The following is a 23192-nucleotide window of genomic DNA, read 5'->3' as shown; positions in this document are numbered from 1 at the left end:
GGACCGGCCGGGGCGGTCGCGCTGACCTGGGCGCTGTCGCCGACGCGCGACTCGCTCGGCCTGTCCGGCGTGCTGCTGTGCCTGCTGCTGGTGGTGGCGGGGACCGCGCGGCTGGGAGGGCTGCTGCCGGCGGCGGGCAGCACCGCGGCCGGGGCGCCGGCAGCGGACTACTTCTTCACCACGCCGTGGCGCAGCCTGACGGTGGAACGGGGCGCGGACCTCGCGGCGCTGCTGGTGTTCCTCGCGGTGGCCGGGGTGATCTCCCATCTGATCGACGGTCTGACGCGCCGTTCGCAGCAGGCGGACAGGTCACGGGCGGAGGCGGCGGTCCTCACCCGGTTGGCGGGGGAGACGGTGGAGTCGGGGCCGCGGGTGCTGTCCGACCTGGTGGCGGAGCTGCGGCAGGTGTTCGGCCTGGACGGCGCCGCCGTGCTGGTGCGTGCGGGTGAGGCACTCTGGCAACCGGCGGCCTCGGCCGGGGTGGAGGTGCCGTCGAGGCCCGACGAGGCGTCGTTCTCCGTCGACCTGGGCGACGGCGCGGTGCTGGTGCTGCGCGGCGCACCGCTCACCGAGGAGGACACTCGGCTGCTCGGGCCGTACGTCACGCAACTGAAGCTGGCCCGGGAGCGGGAACGGCTGGCCGCGCAGGCCTCGGCGGCGGAGGTGCTCGCGCACACCGACGCGATGCACACCGCGCTGCTGGAGGCCGTGGGGAAGGACCTGCGGGCGCCGCTGGCGGCGGTGCGTCGGGAGGCCGAGCGCCTGCCGGACCCGGCCGAGGAGCGGATCGACGCCGAGGTGGAACGGATGGAGCGGTTGGTCGCCAACCTGCTGGACCTGAGCCGGCTGCGGGCCGGCGTGATGCCGGTGGTGCTGAGGCCGACGGCGGTGGCCGAGGTGGTACGGGCCGCCGCCGACGGGCTGGTCGGCGTCCGCATCGACCTCGGGGCGGGTCTGCCGCGGGTGCTCGCGGATGCCGGGTTGCTGGAGCGGGCACTCGCGGACGTCCTGGTCTCCGGGGGGACGGCGGCGGTGGCGGTCGACGCCGGCGTGGTGGCCGGGCGAGTGGACGTCCGGGTGACCGTCCACGGCGGCGAGGCTGTTGCCGTGGAGCCCACGGGTCTGGCGGTGGTACGGGGATTCGTGGAGGCGATGAACGGCGAACTGGCCGTCGAAGAGGCACCCGGCGGCGGCACCGCGTACGTGATCAGCCTGGCCCGTGCGGTGGCCTGAGGGCGTGGCGCCGGGTCGGCCGACGGTCCGGGGCACCAGGACCGCGTTGTCGGTCGAGGCGGGTGTTCGGCGGGACCGACTCGTCGATCTGGCAGCCGACTTCAGCCACCTCGCGGAGGGTGCGGCCGACCCGACGATCATGCGGCACGATGTCCGAGCGCGCCCGCAAGAAGAGGGCTCGGCACAAGAAGGGGGCGAACCGCGGCCGCAGGGCCGGGCAGAGCTGACCTCGTGGACCCACCCGGTGCCGCGTGCCACCGGCACCGGGTGCACCCTTCGGGCCCTGAGGCCCGTCGTCCGTCCGCCGGTACGGCGGGCGTGCTGGGCGGCCATTGCGACCGCGGTCGGGACGCCGAGCGAGGTCGGGGTGGGGCCGGCGAGATGGGCGAGTGGTTCCTCGGCCGGGCCGGACGGCGCCCGCGGCCGGTTGCCTCGGTCGAGCAGTCCTCCTGCGGATGTCGAGTCCGCCTCACCACGAACCACCGATCAAGAGCCGCTCGCCGGACCTGGCCGACCGGCCCGAGGCCGACCTCCGTCTCCGTGCGTCATGGTGGCGCCCCGTCCAGGCGGCCGTGGTTCAGGAGCCGTGGCCCGTGCCGACGCAGCGCTCGGGCGGGGCGACCTTCAGGTACTCGTGCTTGAGGAGGTTGGCGACGTTGTAGCGCTCGGTGTCCGTGAAGTCGGACGGCTTGAACTGGGGGTCGAGCCACTGCTGGTAGCCGAACCCGGGCTGGTTGAAGCCGGCCGCGATCCGGCCCGCCTGCACGCGGAAGGAGCGGCTCACCTCGTAGCAGTGGTAGCTGTTCCCGGGGCCGTTGAGCGAGTCCGGCGGCAGGGCGCGCTTGGCGTAGGGAGTCCCGCCGGTCGCCAGGAATCCGCCGGTCTCGGCCCCGAACCGGTCCAGGGCCTGACCCACGTCCATCGCCTGCTCGTGCATGTCGAGGGTGCCGTTGGTCTCCGCGAAGCCTCGGTTGTCGGGGTACTTCCACTGGGTGCCGTCGCGGTACCAGGCGAGGAACTGGGTCGGCTGCAGGCCCCCGAAGCGCTGGTAGTGGTTCAGCAGCGCCGCCACCGGTCCGGTTGTCGGCAGTTCGGCCGGGCCCAGCTCGGACCGGCCGCAGTAGTAGACGGTCGGGTCGTCCGGAGGGAGGAGGTCCGGACAGTCGGACGGCTGAGGGGCGCGGTGGGACGCCGACCGGTCCGGCGCGGCGACGGCGGTGCCGGCCGAGGCCATCACGGTGAGCGGAAGGGCAGCGGCCAGCGGCAGGACGACGAGCCTGAGCGAACGCATGGGTGGGCTCCAGGAGTGCACGGACGGAGGGGGTGCGCGACGTACGACGCAGCGACAGCGGGCGTACGTGGCACGGTCATTGCACACTCGTACTGATGGGTAGGCGGGCAACCCGGGGAGTGGCTGCGCGCACGGCATCCGGACGGAGCAGTCGACGGGGCCGCGAGGCCTCGGGTGCCCCGCTCTCTGCAGCGGTGGCTTCGGCGCCGTCCGCCCGGGCGACGTGGACCTCATCCACGCCCCCGGCCTCGACGGCCTCGGCCTCGACTTCTACAGCCCCACCCGCGTCGCCGCCCCCACCGAACCCGGCCTCCCTTTCGACCTGGTCGACATCCCCGACGTCCCCCACGCCGCCTTCGGCTGGCTCGTCGTCCCCGGCGCCCTGCGCCAACTCCCCGTCAATCTCAAGGACTTGTACGGTACGGCCCTCCCGCCCGTCACCATCACCGAGAACGACTGCTCCGTCGAGGAGTCCACCGACCCCGCCCAGCCCCACAGCGCGTGGATCGCGCACCGGCCGTTCCGTCGAAGGTCCGGAGCGTCGACCTCGGCCGGAGGGTCTCAGCCGCGCCAGGGCGTTGCCCGGATCTCGAAGCCCGTCAGGCCCTCGGGCTGTTCCTCCCAGACGAGGACCCGGTCCACGATGGCCAGTGGCGGCCCCTGCCTGGTCCACTCGACCAGCCGCTGGACGGTGGCCGAGCTCCCCTCGAACACGGCCTCGACGGTGCCGTCCGGCAAGTTCCGCACCCAGCCCCGCACGCCCTGCGCGGTTGCTTCGTGACGGCAGGTGTCGCGGTAGAAGACCCCCTGCACCTCGCCGGAGACGATCACTCGGCTGCGGATCATCGCCCACTCCCTACGGTGTCCGGGTCACGGTACGGCCCGCTCGCGCGGCAGCGGCCGCGAACGCGCTCGCGTCAAGCACCGCCGCACCGCCCAGGTCGTTGTTGAAGTACACGTAGACCTCGGCCGAGTCCGCCCAGCTGTCGGCGATTCGGCCCACCCAGCCGGCCAGCGCCTGCCGCCCGTACCGGGGCCAGGGCCGGGCCCGCCCGGCGTGGCAGCGCAGATAGCCCCATTCACAGGTCCGCCACAGCGGGGTGACCGGGCGTGACTCCCGGTCCGCCCAGCACAGTGCGGCGTTCCGGCCGGTCAGCACCGCACGGATCTCCGGCGTCCACCACGACGGGTGCCGCGGCTCGACGGCGACCCGCACGCCCGCGGGGAAGGCGGCCAGACAGCCGTCCAGCAGCTCGGCATCCGCGTGCAGCGTGGGCGGCAGCTGGAGCAGCACCGGGCCGAACCGCTCCCCGAGCCCCTGTGCCGCCGCGAGCAACCGCTGGACCGGCTCGGCCGGCTCGTGCAGGCGCTTGATGTGGGTGAGGTAGCGGCTGGCCTTCACCGCGAACACGAAACCCTCTGGGGTACGGGCGTGCCAGTCGGCGAAGGTGTCCGGCGAGGGCAAACGGTAGAAGGCGGCATTGCTCTCCACCGTGGCGAACCGCTCGGCGTACTCCTCCAGCCAGCGTCGCTTGGGTGTCCCTTCCGGATAGAGCACCCCGCGCCAGTCGTCGTACTGCCAACCAGAGGTACCGACGATCACCGACATATCTCCAGCAAACACCCATCTGCCGGACCCGGCCCTCGATGGAGATCACAAGCGGCCGTTGTCGGGAACGCGCAGCTGCCCGGGATGGCAGTGGCGTCGGTCGGGAGCGGGTGGCAACAACGGAGCCACCCGCTCCCACAGGTCGTCCGGAACAGGATCGGCACGCACCCGGACACCCTGCCGACCAAGATCGCCGAGCGCAAGGCCCGCAGCTCAACCCGTCTGGAACGATCGGTAGGTCCTGCGTCGTCCACTCGGCCTCGGTCTCAGCCCGGACGGCGCAGGCAGTCCGCGAGCGCGTCCGCCAGGCCGAGCACCGTGTGCGAGGCCCGGCTCGCGACCACCTCGTCGGGGAGGAGGGTGTCGTACCTCTCCTCCAGCACGGTCATCACTTCGAGCCAGGTCAGCGAATCGATTCCGAGTTCCGCGGACGAGGTCTCCAGCGCGTCGCTGCGGGCACCGAGCCGGGCCCGGAGCGACTCCAGAGAGGCCTCATCCGCCCCAGCGTTCCCAGCCGCTGTCAGGACCGCGCCGATCACCACGCCTACCCAGTCCTCGGCCGCCACCGGGAGCGGCCGATCGTCCTCCTGCCCGTGGGTACCGGCCGGCCGCATCGCCATGTCATCCATCGTTCTTGATCCGTTCCGTGAGTGCCGTCCGATCGAGCTTCCCCAGGCCGGTCCGCGGCAGCTTGTCGAAGATCCGAAGACGTGGCGCGAAGCCGTCCGTGGTGGCGGAGCGCAGCGCCCGCTCGACCGAATCCCGGTCGATCCGGGACCCGGCCACCACGGCGAAGACGTCCTCGAACTCGGCACGGCCGGCCCGCGGGAGCACCACGAAGGCCACCTCGTCCACGCCCTCGACCGCGTTCAGCGCAGCCTGGACGGGGCCGGTGTCGAGGAACGTCCCATTGGCCCGCAGGGCCCCGGGCTTGCGTTCGACGAACCGGACCTGGCCGGAGGCGTCACGCTCGACGATGTCACCGGTCTCCCACCGCAGTGATGTTCGGACGGGCTCGTGGGCGTGGCCGAGCACGGGAGTCCGGGTGCGAATCACCAGCTCGCCCCGCCCACCGACCTCGGGCCGGACGATGTCGACGGAGGGGATCGGCCGGCCGAGGCCGCGCGGACCGATGAGGATCCCCCCGGTCTCGCTCGATCCGTAACCCCGGGTGACCGGGACTCCGAACCGGGTCACGCACTCCGTGTCCAGACTGTCCGGGACCAGCCCCGCGCCGGCCAGAATCGCCTGGGGACGGTTGTCGCCGCGTCGTGCGGTCCGGGTGAGCAGGCTCAGCAGGGCGGGGGTCACGGCCAGCTTGGTGGCCGGCCCGCGGTCCAGGTCCGCAGCGACGCCGGCAGGTGTGGAGAACGGACGGACATCGAGCCGGCAACCCGACAGCAGCGCGCTGAAGGCGACCCCGGAGCCGAACGAGTGCGCCACCGGTACCGGAATGCGTACCGTGTCTGCGGCGTCCAGTCGAAGCCCCTCGCGGTAGCCGGCGTGCTCCGCCAGGAGGCTGTCGACGCTGCGGCGGGCGAGCTTCGGTTCACCGGTGGAGCCGGAGGTCTCGTGCACCAGCGCGAGGGCCTCGGGCACCGGTCCGGCCGGTTCGCGCTGTCGGGTCGCCGTGGGCTCCACGGCCCGTTCCGCGGTCGCGACGAATGTCGCGCCGTCGGCCCGTACCGCCTCCCGTGCGCGGGGGGTGACCCGGACGGCTGCCCCGATGCTCCAACAGGCGACCACGACGGCCAGCATGCTGTCCTGCGCGAGGCCGGTGAGCAGAACCAGGTCGCCGTCGCCCACCCCGGCGCGCTGGTACCACCGCGCACACCGGTCGATGCGGGCCACGGTGGCCTCTGCCCCGGACCCGTCGAGCCTTCCCCCACTGGCCAGGACCGTTTCGGCCAGCTGTCGGCGAGCCTCAGACATTCTGCAGGGGAGCCGGCGTCGACGAGGTCGTCTCCTGGATCAACCGGTCCACACCGATGACGGGAAGGGCCGTCGGGAACGATCCCACCATGCCGATCCACATGCACGCCACGACCCCCGGGTGGGAGCCGAGCCGGCCGGCGACGACAGGCGCATCGGACACGGGCGCGGTCACCGGGTGTCTCCCTCGTTCATCGCCTTCTGTTCGATGAACACAGAGCCCCGTAGTTCGAGTCCGGAGGACTCCACCAGACTCCGCACATGGTCGAGTGTCACGACGAACCGGTCCTTGCCGTAGATCAAATAGCGTTTCCGGTCGCCGGCACCGGAGAAGTTGACAGTCATGACGTTCGCGCCCGCGTCGAGCCCGCGCGACTGCCCACCGCCACCCACCCGCTCCAGCGCGCTGACCGAGGGGATCAGCAGGTGCGGGTAGTTCAGACGGAGCAGGGCGATGACGTTGAGCGCCAACTCGTTGTCGCCGATGGGCTCAAGGCTCATCGGTGTGTTCGGAGCCGGAATGAACGGGCTCACGCTGCACATGTCCGCGCCGATCTCACCCGCCAGCTCGATGTCGTCGATGATGCTGTCCAGGCTCTGTCCCGGCAGACTGGAGATGAGGCCGGTGCCGATCTTGAAGCCGACGTCCTGGAGGTCCCGCAGATGCCGCAGGCGACTGTCCAGGGTTTCGTGACGGATTCTCAGGTGCAGGTCTCGATCGCTGGTCTCGTGCTTGAGGATGTAGCTGGTCGCGCCGAGCGCGTGCAGCCGTTCGTACTGGCCGCGCTTGAGATTGCCGACGTTCAGGAGCACTTCGACCCGGTCGTCGTACAGCCGGCGGATCCGAGGGATCGCGCTCTCCAGGACCGGCAGCACCGCTGGCGTTTCGCCGCCTTGCAGCAGGACGACGTCGATCCCGTTGTCCCGGATGAGCTCCGCGGTCGAGACGATCTGGTCGGCCGTCAGGAAGAACGTGTCGTTCTCACGGACGTTGTCACGGCGCATCGGGCAGTAGTCGCAGTTCACGCGGCACACATTGGTCAGCTCGATGACACCGCGTAGAACGACCGTCGCCCCGAAACGCTCGTTCCGGACACGGCGGCTCTCCGCGAACAGCTCATCCTGTTCTCGGCCGCGTGCCACCAGTAGTCCGTGCATCTCTTCACGGGTCAGCAAAACGTGCCTCCTCACTCGTCGATTTCGGGTGTTTCCATGTCGACAACCAGTGCGCCGGACGGCCGGTGTCCGCACCCGACTCGGCATGGGTAGTGACGGCGCCCGTCAGGGACGGTCAGAAGTCGACTGTCTCCTCGCTTCCACCGACCGTCGCCACCACGCGGCCGGGATCCAGCCGACCCGGGTGCCGGCCGGGTCGGCCTGCTCGATGCCGAGCAGCTCCCCGACGGCGGGTGTCCCCCCACCGGGGAGCGGCACGGTGAGGGTGCCGGGTCCCTGTGCTCACAGCTGTCGCCCGGTGGGCAGCTGGGCCAGCAGTTCGGGATTCCGTCCTACGACGACTGGGTGCCCGACCGCGCTCAGCATCGGCAGATCGGAGATGTGGTCCCCGTACCCGTAGCAGTCCGCAGGATCGAGGTGTGGATAGCCGGCTATCGTCGAGCGCACGGCCTCCGCCTTGCCGGAGCCGACCAAGGGGTCGCCCAGGAGCCCCCCGGTCAGCTCGCCGTCGAACTCCTCGGGCCGGGTGCACAGCACGTGGTCGGCCCGGACATCCCGCGCGATCGGGTCCAGCAGCGCCGGAAACGACCCGGAGACCAGCACGATGGCAGCTCCGCCCGCCTGATGCCGTACCAGGGCCTTGCGGGTGGATGCCAGATAGAAGGAGCCGTCCGCCGAGCGCTCTGCGAACCAGCGCTCACCCCATCGCGCCACGTCCTCGGCCCGCTCGCCGGCCCAGGCCCGGAAGTACGCCCGGTTGGTCTCCTCCCGAGGTATCCCCTGAGACGCCTGTACCAGCAGGGACTCGCGCAGCTGCCGGGCTCTGGAGGTGCCGGCCGCGCCGTGGCGTCCGGTCATGTAGTAGTCGAGGAAGTCGAACATGCTTCTGCAGTTGATCAGGGTCTCGTCCACGTCGGTGAAGACCAGACGGGTCGGCAGGCCGGCTGTGTCCATGGGCACTCCAGGCGTGGGCGACGCTCGGCGAACTCCGGGAGTCGGGCGGGCGGGACGGCTGGGCGGCGGCGCATGGACGTGGCGTCCGCCCGGGTCACGCTGCCGGCCTCTCCCTCCGGCGATGCCCGCGGCGCTGGTGTCGAGGGGGAGTGCCACCGGAAGGTCACGGTTGCGGAAGCGGGTGATGCTCCTCGCAGCCGCCGCGACCGTGTTCGCCGGCCGGGCCCGAGTGGTAGGGCGCAGCGATCCGCCGGCGTACTCGCAGATCGCCGGTCCGCCCGGACGTCGTGAAGCGTGGAGGCGTGTGTACCGATGCATGAGGGCAGTTCTCCTGGTTCTTCTCGATCGGGTGTGACGGGTGGCGCGACAACGCGGCAGCGGGGGTCGGCAGGAGACTCAGAGCGTCGGACGGGCCCCGGGGGGCAGCCCGCCGTCCACGTGGATCGTCTGGCCGGTGATGAACGAGGCGTCGTCGTGCGCGAGGAACGCGAGGGTCGCGGCCACGTCCTCCGGAACTCCCACGCGCCGCACGGGCGTCGCTGCGGCGACCGCCGTGTGGAGGGCGGCGAGGTCATGGCCGCTGGAGCCGGCAGCGGTCAGCGGGGTGGCGATGAAGCCGGGGGCGACGGCGTTCACGGTGATGCCGAACGGGCCCAGCTCGATGGCATGGGCACGTGTCATGCCCTCCAGGCCCGCCTTGGACGCGGCGTAGTTCCCCTGCCCGTGGTTGCCCTGCGCGGAGATGCTGGACACGTGGAGGATGCGTCCCCAGCAGGCCTTCGCCATGTACTTGTGCACGGCGCGCGAGCACAGGAAGGCACCGCGCAGGTTCACTGCCAGCACGCTGTCCCAGTCGTCGGTTGACATGGCGAAGAGCGGTCGGTCCCGAGTGATGCCGGCGGCGTTGACGAGGATGTGGACACCTCCGAACTCCCCTGCCGCGGTACGGACCGTGGCCGAGACCTGGGTCGGGTCCGTCACGTCACAGCCGGCGGCAAGCGCCTGCCCGCCTTCGTCGGCGATGATCCGGGCGAGTTGCCGGATGCCCTTCTCGTCCCGGTCGACGAGGGCGACCGCGGCCCCGTCGCGTGCCAGGCGGAGCGCGGTCACGGTCCCGATCGCACCGGCAGCCCCGGTCACCATGGCCACTCTGTTGCGCAAGGTCGTACCACCGATCTTCAGACGGAGTCATCGCATGAGCGGACCTGGTGAAAGCGGAGAGACTGGGGCGCGCCACAGCGGCCCGGTGGTTCCCGTGCAGGTGACGGCCACGTGACGCGGAGCGCTTCTCCGGGTACGGCGGCCGCGTCTCGAACCCGGTGCCCTGCCGATCCTATTACTAAACTCGTTTAGTAACCCCGATCTTTTGAATTTGGCCTGCCGATGCCCACAATTCGGGGAGGTTCTGCCCGGTATCAGCCGAGGTCAGGGGCCGAATACCGTCACGACCGGGCTCCGTCGGGGTGGCAAGGCGATGACTTCCGGGCCTTGCGTGTACGCGAATCGCATGCTAGCACTAAACCAGTTTAGTAGATCCGGGGCTCTTGACTCATTCGGACGCCGGGTCGGATGATCGCTCGGTGTCCATACGGGCGGTGGCGCAAAGTCCTTCGCGGAGGAGTGAGTTGACGTCATTTCAGGACCTGGCCGATTTCTGGCCGACGCAATGCGATTCGGTCGGTGATTACCTTCGTAGATGCGGTATCGGTGAATCCCGGGCCCGACTCTACGAGCGATACTTCGGATTCTCCGAGATCCGGGTCGCCGACGGCATTTCTCCAGCTGATCAGCTGGTCTCCGCGGCGCGCAATCTGTCGCATCTGGACGATCGAAGGCGGCATATCCGGTACATCCTGCAGGCCCGTACCCTCCCGGTCGGAGCGCCCTATCCCTCCAGTACGGTCCATCAGGTCCGAGCGGCGCTCGGACTGGAGCACGCACAGGCGTTCTGCGTGACACAGCACGCGTGTGCCTCCGGCCTGCTCGCCGTCGAACTCGCCGGGCGCCTGTTGGCAGGGGCCGGCGACCCCGAGGCCCTGGCTCTCGTCGTCACCGGTGAGAAGGCGATCGGCGTGGAGACCAGGGTGATCCCCGAGACGGGGGTCATGGGGGAATGCACTGCGGCGATCCTGGTCGGCCTCGGTGGCCGACACGATCGCGTCTTGAGCTATGCCACGGCGACACAGGGCGATTTCGAGGACGGCGCGGCCATGACCGACGAACAGAGGGCCAGGTTCCAGGACGTGTATCCACAGGTCCTCGCGGACGTCATCGCCTCGGCCGTGCAGCGGGCGGGGTCCCAGATCGACGACATCGACCTCATCCTCCCCCACAACGTCAACCGGATGTCGTGGTTACCGGTCCTGCGCAGGCTGGGGCTACGCGGCTCGGAACGGCTGTTCCTGCGGAACCTGCCGCTGATCGGTCACTGCTTCGGGGCCGACCCCTTCATCAACTACCTGACCGCGCGCAATGAGGGGCGGCTCCGACGCGGTCGGCGGTACGTGCTGACCTCCGTCGGGCTCGGCGCCACGTTCTCGGCGATGGTCGTGGAACATTGAGGACGGATCCGACGATGGCGGAAGACGGTTCCCCCACCTGGGCCGGCAGGATCCGCACCGTACTGGCCGGGTCCCCGCGCGCGCCGCTCGTGCTGCTGGGGAACTTCGAAGTGGAGAACGCGTGGGCGAAGGGCGAGCCCGGCCTCCCGCGGATCGCGGTCGGCGCCACGACGGAGATCGTCAACCGCATGGACCAGTTCGCCCTGCTGCTGGGCTGCGGCGCTGATCACGTCGTCCTCAAGTCCCAGCCGGACCCGGACCATCTGAGCCACCTGGCGGAGCTCGGGTTCGACCTGCCCAGGGTGCTGTGCCCCAGCGCCCAGGATCCCCACCACACCGTCACCGAGGACGTCCTGGCAGACCCCGGACTTCTCCGGGTGCTGAGCGGACTGGCCGGTACGGCAGCGCTGTGGCCCCACGGGATCTCCGAGCGGGAGGAGGCGGTGGCCGAACGGACCGGACTTCGGCTGGCGGGGCCGAGCGCCCGGATCTGCAAAGCCGTGAACGGGAAGGCCTACAGCCGCCGGCTCACCGAGGACCTCGGTCTGCGTCGGCCACGGGGCCGGGTCTGCTCGACCGTTGACGAACTGCTGCGAGCGACCGTCCGGGCCCAGGAGGGGGAATGGCGGCCCCTCGTGCTCAAGGACTCCTACGGGGTGTCGGGCAAGGGCCTGTTGATCGCCCACGACCCCGCGACGCTCACCCGGGCATGCCGCATGATCGCACGTAGGGCCGAGCGTTCCGGGGACGACCGGCTCGACGTGGTCCTGGAGGAATGGGTGGCCAAGAAGGCGGACCTGAACTACCAGTTCACCCTGGGGCGTGACGGCGCCGTGCGGTTCGACTTCGTCCGGGAGGCCGTCACGGAGGACGGAGTCCACCAGGGCCACCGCGTTCCAGCCCGCCTCGACGAGGCCAGGACCGGTGAACTCCGTGAGGTCTCGCAGCGGATCGGCGAACGCCTCCACGATGACGGCTACTTCGGGGTCGTCGGAGTCGACGCGATGGTGGCCCCGGACGACGGGATCTACCCGGTGGTCGAGATCAACGCCCGCAACAACATGTCCACCTACCAGCAGGGAGTCATCGAGCGCTTCGTCCCCGCAGGCGGGGTCGCGCAGGCGGGCCACTACCCGGTGACGCTCCGCGAGTTCCTTCCCTACTCCACGTGCCGGGAGCTCCTCAAGGGCCTGGTCCTGGAACCGGGTGGCAGCGAAGGGCTCATTGTCACCAACTACGCGACGGTCAACGCGGCGCAGCACCGCCTGCGGGATTCGGACAGGGGAGACCGGACAGGGCGAACGAGCTTCGACGGCCGGCTCTACGGAATCACCGTCGCGAACGGAGCCGATCGACTCAGGGAACTCACCGCGGAGCTCGCCGCCCGGATCACCGCGTTTTCGAAGGGGAATCGAGATGAACGCTGAGTTCCGCATCCAGGACGTACCTGTGACCGAGCTGGCCGAGGAGTTCGGCACTCCGCTCTACGTGTACGACTCCGAGGTGATCTCCCGCCAGTACCGCGGTCTACGGGACATCCTCGACCCGGACGTGGAGATCTTCTACTCGCTCAAGGCCAATCCGAACATCGCGGTGTGCGCACTGCTGCGTTCCCTCGGCGCACGGGCCGAGGTCTCCTCGCTGGCCGAACTGATCACCGCCCGACGCGCGGGTGTCGCCCCGCACGACATCGTCTTCCCCGGCCCCGGAAAGAGCGCCGAGGAACTGGCGGCCTGTCTGGACGAGGGCATCGAGGCGATCGTCTGTGAGTCCCTCTCCGAACTGGACCTGATCGACCGGCTCGCGACCGAGCGCAACGTGGTGGCGCGGGTCGCGCTGCGCGTCAATCCCAGCTTCGCGGTCAAGGGCTCCAAGCTGGTCATGGGCGGCACCAGCCGGCAGTTCGGAATCGACGAGGAGATCCTTCTCGCGACCCCTCGCCTCGCCGCCTCGCATCCCTCGGTACGGATCATCGGGGTCCACGTCTACATGGGGACGCGGGTGCTGGAGGAGCGGGTGGTGGCCGAGCACACCGAACGCATCCTCGACCTCGCCGAGCGGGTCTCCGCAGCGCTCGACTTCCCGCTCGAACTCGTCGACATCGGGGGCGGCTTGGGTGTCGCGTACTTCGACGGCGAGCGGGACCTCGATCCCGAGGTTCTGGCCGGGCTGCTCAACCCGCTCGTCCGGAGGTTCGCGACCGCCCACCCGGGCACCCGCATCGCGATGGAACTGGGCCGGTACCTCACCGCACCGGCGGGGGTCTACCTGACCCGGGTACTCCACACCAAGGAGTCCCGAGGCGTCAGGTTCGCGATCACTGACGGCGGTACGCACCACCACGTGGCCGCGTCGGGAAGCGGCTCCTTCGTCAAGCGGAACTTCCCCATCCGGCTGCTCTCCCGGATCGAGGCGGAGCCGGACGAGGCCTGGACCATCGCCGGGCCGCTCTGCACGCCCAACGACACACTGGGGAAGGGCGCTCCGCTGCCCGGCCTGGCCCCCGGTGACCTGATCGGCGTCCTGCGGTCGGGAGCGTACGGTCCGAGCGCGTCCCCCGTCCTCTTCCTCAGCCACGGCCATCCCGCCGAAGTGCTGGTGCACGAGGGCCGGGCCGGCCTCGTCCGCGAGCGGGACCGTCCTCAGGACCTGCTCGCACGACAGTACATGCACGAACTCATCGACGGCGGAGCGAACCCGGACCGCTGACACCGCAGACCGACCGGACCCGACGCACGACCAGGAGGAGACGAACAGGATGAGCACCGACCCCCACGACACCCTCGCCACTGCACGGGTGACAGATGCGGTGATCAAGGTCCTTGCCACCGTACTCAACCGCGAGCCGGCGTCGATCGCGCCACGGACGCGGCTCTTCGACGACCTGGCCTTCGACTCCACCAGCATCCTCGAACTGCTGATGGCCCTGGAGGACGAACTGGGAGTCGAGTTCGATCCGGATGTCCTGGAGCCCGAAGACTTCGAGACCGTGAGCGCGCTCGCCTCGCACGCGGTCGGACTGCTGGAGCAGCCCGAGTGATCTACACCTCCGTCCCGCCCGAGGCGGCCCCCGGAGCCCGTCGCAATCCAGGGCTGCGGCTGGCCCGGCTGTACCTGGACGATTCCGGCCCGACCAGGCCGTACAACGACACCGAACGGGCCTTCATCTCCGATCTCCTGCAAGCCCACGGCCTCCCCGCGGACATCGACCGCGTCGTAGGGCAGTTCACCCCGCTCCGGGACATGCTCGCCCGGATCCTGCCCCGGCTCACCACCCACGACCGGCCCTTCGACCTGGCACTGCTGGCCTGCGCCACACCGGATGCCGAACTCGGCTGGTCGATGAGCCGCCTCGCCCGGGTACTTCCGGGCTCCGGGCTCGGGTTCGCGATCTCCGACCAGGGGCCCACCGCGCCGTTCGCGGCACTGCGGCTGGCCGTCGACGGCGTCGTCGTCGACGATCCCTCGTGCTCGCTGGTGATACTCGCGGACCAGGCCGTCACCGGCCTCAGCGCGGGGCGGCTGCCCGAGGAGTACCTCCCGCACCGTGAGGCGATCGCTGCACTCGTGCTCGACGTGGAGGGCGGCATCGCCTCACTCGACGCGACCCAGCTGCCAGGGGTGCTCCCCGAAGCCGTGCCCACCCTGACGGCTGCCTGGCTGAAGGAGGCCGAAGCGGACACCGGATCCCGTCCCGTGCTGTTGGCGGGGCCCGGGCTCACCGGAACCCTCCGTGACCCGTCGGTCGACGTGGAACCGGTACCTGTGCCCCCGGGGCTGCCGTGCGTGGGCCTCTGGTCGCGGTTCGCCGAGGAACTGCCGCGGCTGCGCCGCACAGGCGGCACCGTGCTGCTGGCCGAGTACGACACGCTGCTCGGCTACCTGGGCCTGTGCCGAGTGGACGTGGACCAGGCGCCCGGCGGGGACATCGGGGCGGCTGTGAACACGGACGGGGCCGGCCCCGATCAACGGGACGCGCCCCACCCGGGGCGGCGGGGCGGCGGGGCATGACCGCCTTCGTCGCACCTGGCGACCCGTCGTCCCCGCCCCACCGGCTGGAGGATCCGCGGTTCCACCGCCACCTCGGCGACGTCGCCCGCCATGGCGGCGCCTTCCCGGCGGTCGGCGCACTTCAAAGAGCCGCCGGGGAACGCGTCCTGATCACCGGTCCGACCGGCCATGGCGTGGCACCGGCAGCTGAGCTCGAAGCCGCGCAGCGGACCTGGCCCTCGGGCCGCACCCTCGAACAGCCGCTGTCCGTCCGTCCAGTGTTCCCCGTCCCACCGGCGGACGGCGCCCTCTTCCTGGTCGAGACCGAGTCCGGTCCGGGCACCACTGCGAGCACCGCTTCCGCCTGCGACGCTCCATCCTTCGCCGTCGCGCTGCTCCGGCTGCGTCTCGGCCTGTCCCTGCGGCTCTACGACGCCTGCTTCGGCTACCTGGGCGGCCGCACGGTCGCAGGTGAGCCCCTGCTGCGCCGGCAGTTGGTCAAGGGAGCGCTGGCCGACGCGGTCGCCGACCAGGTCGCCGTGGAGACCCTGCTCGCCCCAGGGGGCCGACCCGACGCTGCCACCCACGGCGACCTGCACCGTCAGCTCACGGACACCGATCGCGGACTGCTCCGGCTGCTGGGAGCGTCCGGTTTCCTGGCCGACGGCCCCGGCGCCACCGCCCACGTCTCCGAGCTGCTCGCCGACGTCTATGCCCTCGCACCCCTCCCGCCGACCGATGCGAGGACAGCATCGTGACCGAACTCGACGACCGTCTCAGGAAGCTCCAGGGACTGGCCCGGGAATGGTGTGCCGAACTGCGGCCACACTCACTGGCAGCGGACCGGGACCCGGACCGCGCGGTAGAGCTGGCCCACCTCCCGGCGTTGGGACGGCTGGCGACACTGCAGGTTCCACCCGAATACAACCCGGATCCGCTGCGGATCTCCGGACACGTCTACTACCTGACGAGCACCCTGGAGAAGGTCGTGTTCCTGGAGGAAGGCGCGTGGGGCGATCTCGGCCTCATGCTCTCTTCCCCCGGAGCGCCGATGGCCTCCGTACTCGTCGACGAGCTCGGCGACCCCGGGCAGAAGGAATGGTTCTACGGACAGGTACTGGCCGAACCGACCTGGACGTTCTTCGCCCTGACCGAACCCGCGCACGGCTCCGACGCGGCCGCCATGTCCACCACGATCACCCGGATCTCACCGGAGGAACCCTGGCGCCTCACCGGCGCCAAACGCTACGTCGGCAACGCCGCCCGGGCCCGACTCGGCGCGGTCTTCGCCCGCACCGGCAAGGGCCCCCTGGGCGTGAGCGCCGTCCTCGTGGACACGGATGCCCCCGGCTTCACCGCGGAGCCGATCGAGACCCTCGGGCTGCGTGCGGCCCAACTCGGCGCCATCACCCTGGACTCGGTGGAGGTCGCACCCGAACGCCTCCTGGGCAGGCACCTTCCGGCCAGCCGACGCGGCATGGCGGGCTGGCTGCGGACCTTCAACCGGCTGCGCCCCGTGGTCGCGAGCATGGGAGTCGGGCTCGCGAGGGCCGCACACGAGTACACCCTGGCCAACCGTCGCCGCTTCTCCGCCGAGGAGCAGTCACGGGTCGAGGCCGTTGCACGCCGGATCGAATCGGTGCGGCGCCTGACTCGACGCGCGGCGGCGGCCGTGGACGCCGACCCGGGTGCCGGCGAGCTGGCCAACATCGCCAAACTCCGGGCGGCCAGGCTTGCGGAGGACGTGACCCTCGGGGCGCTGGATTTCTTCGGGCCCGCAGCACGTGTCCGACATCCCGTCCTGGAGAAGCTCGCCCGAGATGCGCGCGGGATCGAGTTCATGGAAGGCACGGGGAACATCCAGCGCCTCAGCATCTTCAACAGGATCGCCAAGGGAAGGCACATCAATGACTGACCCCGCCGAGGAGGCCGGCCCACAGGCCCCGGCGACCGCGGGCCACACAGACACGCTGAGCAGCTCAAGGGCGGTATCCGAACGGGTCCCCGGCGCGTCGACGCGGATCCGCCGCCTGGCCCTGCCGATGACCGCGGGGGAGATCGTCGGGTACCTCCAGATGCTCGCGCTGGTGGCCATGGTGGGCCGGATGGGCGGCGACGCCCTGTACGTGCGCTCGCTGTTCGTTCCCCTCGGCATGCTCTTCGGTGCTCTCAACTCCGCCCTCGCCGTGACCGCCCAGGTCGCCTGCTCCATCAGCAAGGGCCGCAACGCCCCGGAGAAGGCGTTCCCCATCGCGGTGAGCATGATGAAGGTCTGGGTCGCCCTGGGCACCGGCCTGACGGTGCTGGTCACCGCCTGCTCCCCGCTCCTGGCAGCGTTCTTCGACGTCAGCGCCTCCGCCAGGCCCGACTTCATCCGGTTCCTGTGCTGGATGTCCCTCGTCAGCCTGCTGGGCTTCGGGCCCGCCGTGTGCGCGTCCGCCCTGAGGGCGTTCGGGTTCGTCCGGCAGGCACTCGTGGTGTCCCTGAGCGGCGCCGCTCTGGAGCTCGGCCTGGTGGGCGCGCTCGGCCTGGGCGCCGGGATGGGCATGGACAGCCTTCCGGTGGCCGCCGCGGTCACCGCCGTGGCGGGAACGCTCGCCGGCCTGTGGATGCTGCGCCGCACCGGACTCAGCAGCGCCGGACAGCGGTCGCCGTGGCAGCCCGAGGTCATCGGGCTCATCAAGAGCGTGGGTGTCCCGGTGGCCTTGACCATCGGTGTGATCTCGCTCTACAGCCTTGCCATGATCCGGGTGCTGAGCCCGTTCGGGTCCGCAACCGTTTCGGGGTTCGCCACGGCGTCCTCCGTGCAGAGCCTGGTCATCATGCCGGGCCTCGTCCTGGGCTCCGCCGCGGCCATCGTCCTGAACCAGCAGCGGGGTGCGGGCACCTACACGTCCCTCGGCCCCACGTACGCGGGCGCAGTCAGGATCGCGTTCGGGGTGTACGCCGTGATCGCTCTGGTGGCTTGGGCGGGCCGGGACCTCATCGCCCAGGTGATGACCGACGATCCGGTGGTCGCCGAGCAGGCCGCCCGCTATCTCGCCATCGTGGCGCTGACCTACGTTCTCCAAGGCCCGGTGCTCATGGCACTGACACTGATGGAACACGTCGGGGGCGGGCAACGCGCGCTGCTGCTCAACATCGGCTACTTCGGCGTCAACATCATTGCCGGTTACTGGGCGAGCCGGGCATTCGACAGCCCGGACGGGCTGTACTGGGCCGTAGCCGCGTCGAACCTCCAAGGCGTCGTCGTCCTGCTCATCGCGGCCTCCTTCATGAGGACGCTCGCTTCGAAGGACGACGGAGCCGGCACACCGTGACGAGCAACGACCCGACGGCCTCCCGGCCGACGTACCCGCAGCCGGGTCCGTCATCGCCGGGGAAAGGTGTCGCCCACCTCTGGCGCATCGACGTGCCCGTCGTGCTCCGCACTGACGAGCCGCACCGGTACCTGAGTGGAGCGGAGCAGCGCCGCACGGCACGGATGGGAGATCCCGCGGTCCGGGCCCGGTACCAGACCGTGCGTGTCGCGCTGCGCGACGTCCTCGGCCGGTACCTGGCCGTACCGCCGCACCTCGTCGAACTGCGGACCGGTGCCGGAGGAAAGCCGGAGATCGCCCACAGCCCCCTGCGGTTCAGCCTGTCCCACTCCGGAAGGCTCGGCCTGCTCGCGGTGACGTGGGCCCGCGACGTCGGCGTGGACGTCGAACGGCCGGCTGACGGGCGCGACTTCGGAGCGCTCGCCGCCCGGTACTTCCCCGAAGCCGAGGGCAGACTCGTGAACTCCGCCGACCCCGCTGACCGGGCCGGGATCTTCCTCCGGCTGTGGACGAGGAAGGAAGCCTGCACCAAGGCGGCCGGCGGCCGGATGCTCGGCCCGGGCCTGCGCATCCCGGCAGCCGGATCGCTCGCGGCCGGGGACGGCCTGGTGACCCACGATCCGTCCTGGTGCGCGCCAGGAGGAGTCTGGACGATCCGTGACGTCCCGGCCCCGGTGGGGTACCAGGCGGCGCTCGCCCTGGCCGGACCCGAACCCGCTCGATTCATCCTCAGACGATGGGAGCAGCAGTGAACGCAGAGAACACCGTGACCGCGCCCATGTTGTGGGGCCAGGAGTACTACTGGTTCAAGTACTTCGACACACCCGCATACGGCACCACCCCGGACTCCATCAAGATCTCCCGCGTCTGGAGGGTGCCCCGAGGTGTGCCGGACGACGATGACTCGGTACTGGCGGCCCTCGACGAGCTCGTCCGCCGCCATGAGGCACTGCGGACCAACTACCTGGTCGACGACGAGGGCCGACCGGTTCAGGTCATCCGCCCGCCGACCCCGACGGGCTTCGCCTTCCGGGCGACCGGCGAGGCCGCCGACCTCCCCGCGCTGCAGGAGCGCCTGGCCGCGCCGCCCTTCGACCCCGCTCGCGACCGTCCGCTGCGCGCGGCCCTGGTCAGGTCGGCCGGCGGTGGGACCTGGGTCGTCCTCACGGTGCTCCACGCCGCAGTCGACGGGTTCAGCTGGCCGGTGCTGGGCACCGAGTTCGAGGCACTGCTCGCCTCGGGCCCAGCCGCCGGGCCGCCACCGCCCGCCGCCCGCCAGCCCCGGGAACAAGCCGTGCTGGACCAGGGGCCCGATCGGGCGGACCGCAGGGAGCGGGTCCGTCAGTACTGGCAGTGGGCGTTACGGTCGATGCCCCAGAGCATGTTCCCCGGGTTCAGGCCGGCACCGGTCGGTCACTTCGGCGGGCACACGCCGCCGAGCCCGTACCGGCGCATGGTGCTGACCTCCCGCCGACTGGCCACCGCCGCAGAACGCGTGGCGGCCCAGCGGCGGGTGACCCCGAGCACGGTCTATCTGGCGGCGTTCGGCATCGCCCTGTCCGCCATGTCGGGGAACGAGCGGTGCGCCATCTCGATGGACACCTCGAACAGGTCCGAACCGCTGCTCAAGTCCGCGGTGGGCTGCTTCTTCCAGCCCGCCCTGGTCATCCTCGACGCGGATCCCGACCAGAGCGCGCAGGACTTCCTCAGCACCGTGTTCCGCTCGGCCATGCGAGCCCAACGCCACTCACGCTATTCCCACCTCGACGTCTTGGCGGAGCAGACGCGCATCGGCTTCGAACGGGGCATGAACCTGCGCATCGGCGTCACCTACAACTACTTCTCGGAGCGTGGAGCGAAGGACACCGCGCGGACCGACCCGGCCGACCGCGACGGCAACCGGGACGACGACGGAGCAGACGGAGCACCGGACATCGAGATCCGTCCGGCTTCGATCGACTGGCAGGACAACAGCGCCGACCTCTACCTGGCAGTCCAGGCCGATGACGACGGCGTCGCACTCGCCATGCACGGCCACGTCTCGGTCACCGACACCGACCGGATCACTCGCGCCCTGCACGGCATCGCCACCGTGATCTGCACCTGGGCGGACCACAGCGAGACGCTGGAGACGCCGATCGGTCGGCTGGCTGACGACCTCGGCATCCCCCGCGGGCGCCACGGGACCGGTTGGACGTATCTCGACCACTCCTGGATCGACACGTCCGAAGTGACCCGCGGACTCTCCGCGTTGCCAGGGGTCACAGCAGCCGCCGTGTTCCCCGAACCGGTCGATGACGGCGTCGGGCTCACGGCGTACGTGAGCAGCAAGGCTTCCCCGGCCGAGCTCCGTGCCGCTCTGGCAGCCATGCTGGCCGAACGTCCCAACCTGGTACTACCGCACCGGTTCGTGGTGTGCGCGTCCGCACCGGACGACGCCACGACAGGGTCCTGGGCCGCGCTCGAGCCGACCGGGACGGGAGACGGCGCCCCGGACGGGAGGCTGCCGCGGACAGCGGCCGAGCAGGCTCTGGCCGAGGCACTCTCGGCGTGCTGCCCGGGGCTGGTCCCCGACATGGCGAGTCCGTACGTGCCACTGGGCGGCCAGGTGATCCGAACACCGCGGGTCATCGCCTGGCTGGCCGAGCGAGGATTCACCGGGATCATCCCGGCCGATCTCTTCGGACCGCTTCCGCTGGAAGCGGTGGCGGAGAAGCTACGGGAGAGGAAATGACCGGAGCCGGCCGGACCCCAGCGACACCGCCGGCGCTTCCGCTGCGGCGGGAATGCCCCTACCACCCGCCGCGCGCCTACGAGGAACTGCGCGACCGGGGCCCGTTGACCGAAGTCCGGCTCTTCGACGGCCGGACCGTGTGGGCAGTCACCGGTCATGGCCTGGTGCGCGACCTGTTGTCCGACGCCCGGCTCTCCGTCGACCGAAGCCACCCGGACTTCCCACGGCTGACCAGGGTCCTCACTTCGGTGCCACCCGAACGCCGGCGCGCCATGCAGCCCCTGCTCAGTACCGACCCCCCGCTGCACGCCGAACAACGGCGAGCCCTGCTGGCCGGATTCACCCTCAAACGGGTCCGTGCCCTCCGGCCGGCACTGGAGGGGGCGGCCGACGCCCACCTCAACGAGATGGTCGCGGAGCAGGGCCCGGCCACCGACCTCGTCGCGGCCTACGTCAGACCGCTGGTCACGACGGGCATCAGCCTCCTGCTGGGCGTCAGAGGCCGGGACGAGTCCGTCCTGAAGGACCTGCTGTCCCGACATTTCGATCCGATTCCGGCCCTCATGGACCACTTCACCGCCCTGTTGAACGACGGATCCGGGCCTGTGCGCCCCGACACGGACCTGCTCGGCCACCTGCACGCCCGGATCGCGGAGGGCACACTGGCCGCCGAGGACGCGGCGAGGTACCTGACCGTTCTGGTCGTCGCGGGCCAGGACGTGACGGTCCACACGATCGCCGTCGGCGTGCTGGCCCTCCTGGCCCACCCCGCACAACTCGCCGGACTGCGCAGCGGGCAGGTGCCATGGCCCGGTGCGATCGAGGAGCTGCTGCGCTTCGTCTCCCTGACCGGAGGGCTGGTGCGGCTGGCGACAGCCGACATCCCCACGACGGCGGGCCTCATCCGGGCCGGCGACGGAGTGCTGCTCCTCAACCCGGCGGCCAACCGTGACCCCGCCGTGTTCGACCGCCCCCACGAACTCGACCTGCTGCGGCCCGCGCGCAGCCATCTGACCTTCGGGTTCGGCGTCCACCAGTGCATCGGCCACAACCTGGCCCGCTTGGACCTGGAAGTCGCCCTCCGGCGACTGTTCACGCGTCTCCCGTCCCTGCGACTCACCGTCCCGGTCGAGCAGGTGCCGCTGCGCCAGGGGCTCGTCTCCGGCATCACCTCGCTCCCGGTGTCGTGGTGACAGCGGGCCGCACGGGGCAGCAGCACGACTACGCATTCCCGGCTGGCGGAGGCCGTCTCCCGCCCCGACACAGGTAGGAGAAGAAGAAGTGGATGACAACGTCGTGGAACCGGTCAACCTGGTCGCGCACTTCCTGGTGGCCGACGGCTACGGCAGCCTGGCGGAGTACACGGCCGTCGGCATGGCACGGGCCGGGGCCAGGGTCAACGTCCTGCCCATCAAGGTCTTCCCCGAGGGCCTGAGCGCGCCGATGACGACCCTGCTGGCCGAATCCACCGAGTTCACGGGCGGCCCGGTCCTGTTCTCGGCCGCGCTGGAACCGGAGCTGGAACAGTACGCGGGAGTGGAACACTTCGTTCACACCATGTGGGAGTCGAGCCGGCTCCCCGCCGACTGGCCGCGGAAGCTCAACCGTGCGCGGGCCGTCATCGTGCCCACCAGGTTCGTCGCCGACGTCTGCCGGGCGAGCGGAGTGACCGTTCCGGTCGAGGTCGTCCCCGAGGGGGTGGACGCCGGGCTCTACCCCCTGCTGAAGCGGCCGCCGCGATCCGGCCTGACCACCCTCATGGTCGGTACGGTCATCCCGCGCAAGCACGTCGTCGAGGGGATCGAGGCCTGGAGACTCGCCTTCGACGGCGATCCCGAGGCGCGCCTGGTCATCAAGTCGCGCTTCAACACGGCGGCGGCCTACGGCCTCCGGGTCGATGATCCGCGCATCACGGTCATCGACGAGCCCGAGATGGGACGGGGGATCCTGCACTGGTACGAGCAGGCGGACGTCCTACTCGCCCTGGGGAGCGAAGGGTTCGGGCTCCCGCTGGTCGAAGCCATGGCCACGGGACTGCCAGTGATCGCGCTGTCATCCGAAGGCCAGGGTGACGTGTGCGCGGACGCCGCCGACCTGGTCCTGGCCGTTGCTCCGGGACGGTGGGAAGCCGTCGACGAGCCGGGATACGGGCGGTGCGGGGTACGCGGCGTACCTGATGTCCGGGAGGTCGCGGCGCTGCTCTCCTGGGTGGCGGGACACCGCGACGAGGCCGCCCAGATGGGCGCGGCTGCCTCCGACTGGGTTCACCGCAACCGCGACATCTGGGCCAAGGGGCCGGCAACGCTCGACGTGATGGAGCGGTACCTGCAACCCCGACGGCCGCTCAGGGCCCGATGAAAGCCACTGTCACCACTCAAGAGGGGGATCGATC

22 protein-coding genes and 1 pseudogene are annotated in these 23192 nt (G+C 70.7%); 13 read left to right on the top strand and 10 right to left on the bottom strand.

Annotation, left to right across the window (positions count from 1 at the left end; genetic code table 11):
- A partial coding sequence (locus KS423_RS03240; RefSeq protein ID WP_224274584.1) for a DUF4118 domain-containing protein occupies positions 1-1233 on the top strand: 1233 nt, incomplete at its 5' end.
- 577 nt (positions 1234-1810) lie between these two features.
- Here the strand turns inward: KS423_RS03240 and KS423_RS03235 are convergent.
- The 10 genes and pseudogenes from KS423_RS03235 to fabG all read right to left on the bottom strand — a co-directional run bounded on the left by KS423_RS03235 (position 1811) and on the right by fabG (position 9338).
- A complete protein-coding gene (locus KS423_RS03235; RefSeq protein WP_224274582.1) occupies positions 1811-2524 on the bottom strand; it encodes a TNT domain-containing protein in 714 nt (237 codons plus the stop codon).
- 561 nt (positions 2525-3085) lie between these two features.
- Positions 3086-3370 (bottom strand): acylphosphatase, encoded by a 285-nt coding sequence (locus KS423_RS03230; protein WP_224274580.1) that lies wholly within the window; start codon positions 3368-3370, stop codon positions 3086-3088.
- 10 nt (positions 3371-3380) lie between these two features.
- Complete coding sequence (locus KS423_RS03225; RefSeq protein WP_224274579.1) at positions 3381-4133, bottom strand: DUF72 domain-containing protein; 753 nt, start codon at positions 4131-4133, stop codon at positions 3381-3383.
- 48 nt (positions 4134-4181) lie between these two features.
- Positions 4182-4301, bottom strand: a pseudogene (locus KS423_RS03220) (IS5/IS1182 family transposase); the annotation flags it as partial.
- Between the two features lie 98 nt (positions 4302-4399).
- Positions 4400-4753, bottom strand: a complete 354-nt coding sequence (locus tag KS423_RS03215; protein WP_224274577.1) for an acyl carrier protein — start codon at positions 4751-4753, stop codon at positions 4400-4402.
- Between the two features lies 1 nt (position 4754).
- Complete coding sequence (locus KS423_RS03210; RefSeq protein ID WP_224274575.1) at positions 4755-5984, bottom strand: class I adenylate-forming enzyme family protein; 1230 nt, start codon at positions 5982-5984, stop codon at positions 4755-4757.
- Positions 5985-6057: 73 nt separating this feature from the next.
- A complete protein-coding gene (locus tag KS423_RS03205) occupies positions 6058-6240 on the bottom strand; it encodes a hypothetical protein (protein ID WP_224274573.1) in 183 nt (60 codons plus the stop codon).
- Complete coding sequence (locus KS423_RS03200) at positions 6237-7241, bottom strand: radical SAM protein (protein ID WP_224274572.1); 1005 nt, start codon at positions 7239-7241, stop codon at positions 6237-6239. The genes KS423_RS03205 and KS423_RS03200 overlap by 4 nt, the downstream gene beginning before the upstream one ends.
- A 282-nt stretch (positions 7242-7523) precedes the next feature.
- Positions 7524-8195: an HAD family phosphatase gene (locus KS423_RS03195; RefSeq protein WP_224274570.1), complete on the bottom strand. Its 672-nt coding sequence runs from the start codon at positions 8193-8195 to the stop codon at positions 7524-7526.
- Between the two features lie 396 nt (positions 8196-8591).
- On the bottom strand, positions 8592-9338 hold the full coding sequence (gene fabG / locus KS423_RS03190; RefSeq protein ID WP_224274593.1) for a 3-oxoacyl-ACP reductase FabG: 747 nt from the start codon (positions 9336-9338) through the stop codon (positions 8592-8594).
- Between the two features lie 482 nt (positions 9339-9820).
- On the opposite strand from fabG, the gene KS423_RS03185 reads away from it, so the two are divergent.
- The 12 genes from KS423_RS03185 (at position 9821) to KS423_RS47895 (ending at position 23158) form a co-directional block, all read left to right on the top strand.
- Complete coding sequence (locus KS423_RS03185) at positions 9821-10756, top strand: 3-oxoacyl-[acyl-carrier-protein] synthase III C-terminal domain-containing protein (protein ID WP_224274568.1); 936 nt, start codon at positions 9821-9823, stop codon at positions 10754-10756.
- Between the two features lie 14 nt (positions 10757-10770).
- On the top strand, positions 10771-12183 hold the full coding sequence (locus tag KS423_RS03180; RefSeq protein ID WP_224274567.1) for an ATP-grasp domain-containing protein: 1413 nt from the start codon (positions 10771-10773) through the stop codon (positions 12181-12183).
- Positions 12173-13465 (top strand): diaminopimelate decarboxylase, encoded by a 1293-nt coding sequence (gene lysA, locus KS423_RS03175; protein WP_224274565.1) that lies wholly within the window; start codon positions 12173-12175, stop codon positions 13463-13465. Before KS423_RS03180 ends, lysA begins: the two co-directional genes overlap by 11 nt.
- Before the next feature lie 49 nt (positions 13466-13514).
- The gene (locus KS423_RS03170; protein ID WP_224274564.1) at positions 13515-13796 is read left to right on the top strand and encodes an acyl carrier protein; all 282 of its coding nucleotides are present in this window, start codon (positions 13515-13517) and stop codon (positions 13794-13796) included.
- Positions 13793-14767 carry a hypothetical protein gene (locus tag KS423_RS03165; protein WP_224274562.1) on the top strand — a complete coding sequence of 325 codons (975 nt, stop codon included), beginning with the start codon at positions 13793-13795 and terminating at the stop codon, positions 14765-14767. The genes KS423_RS03170 and KS423_RS03165 overlap by 4 nt, the downstream gene beginning before the upstream one ends.
- On the top strand, positions 14764-15504 hold the full coding sequence (locus KS423_RS03160; protein ID WP_224274561.1) for a hypothetical protein: 741 nt from the start codon (positions 14764-14766) through the stop codon (positions 15502-15504). The genes KS423_RS03165 and KS423_RS03160 overlap by 4 nt, the downstream gene beginning before the upstream one ends.
- Positions 15501-16661 carry an acyl-CoA dehydrogenase family protein gene (locus tag KS423_RS03155; protein WP_224274559.1) on the top strand — a complete coding sequence of 387 codons (1161 nt, stop codon included), beginning with the start codon at positions 15501-15503 and terminating at the stop codon, positions 16659-16661. The genes KS423_RS03160 and KS423_RS03155 overlap by 4 nt, the downstream gene beginning before the upstream one ends.
- The gene (locus KS423_RS03150; RefSeq protein WP_224274557.1) at positions 16654-18066 is read left to right on the top strand and encodes an MATE family efflux transporter; all 1413 of its coding nucleotides are present in this window, start codon (positions 16654-16656) and stop codon (positions 18064-18066) included. Before KS423_RS03155 ends, KS423_RS03150 begins: the two co-directional genes overlap by 8 nt.
- Positions 18067-18167: 101 nt before the next feature.
- Complete coding sequence (locus KS423_RS03145) at positions 18168-18818, top strand: 4'-phosphopantetheinyl transferase superfamily protein (protein ID WP_224274555.1); 651 nt, start codon at positions 18168-18170, stop codon at positions 18816-18818.
- Complete coding sequence (locus tag KS423_RS03140) at positions 18815-20800, top strand: condensation domain-containing protein (protein WP_224274591.1); 1986 nt, start codon at positions 18815-18817, stop codon at positions 20798-20800. Before KS423_RS03145 ends, KS423_RS03140 begins: the two co-directional genes overlap by 4 nt.
- On the top strand, positions 20797-21993 hold the full coding sequence (locus KS423_RS03135) for a cytochrome P450 (protein WP_224274553.1): 1197 nt from the start codon (positions 20797-20799) through the stop codon (positions 21991-21993). Before KS423_RS03140 ends, KS423_RS03135 begins: the two co-directional genes overlap by 4 nt.
- 88 nt (positions 21994-22081) lie before the next feature.
- Positions 22082-23158, top strand: a complete 1077-nt coding sequence (locus KS423_RS47895; RefSeq protein ID WP_224274552.1) for a glycosyltransferase — start codon at positions 22082-22084, stop codon at positions 23156-23158.
- Positions 23159-23192 lie beyond the last annotated feature (34 nt).

The organism is Streptomyces sp. LS1784, from assembly GCF_020103755.1.
In the GTDB taxonomy this organism is placed as follows: Bacteria; Actinomycetota; Actinomycetes; order Streptomycetales; family Streptomycetaceae; genus Kitasatospora.
This window is presented reverse-complemented; position numbering and strand designations above follow the sequence as displayed.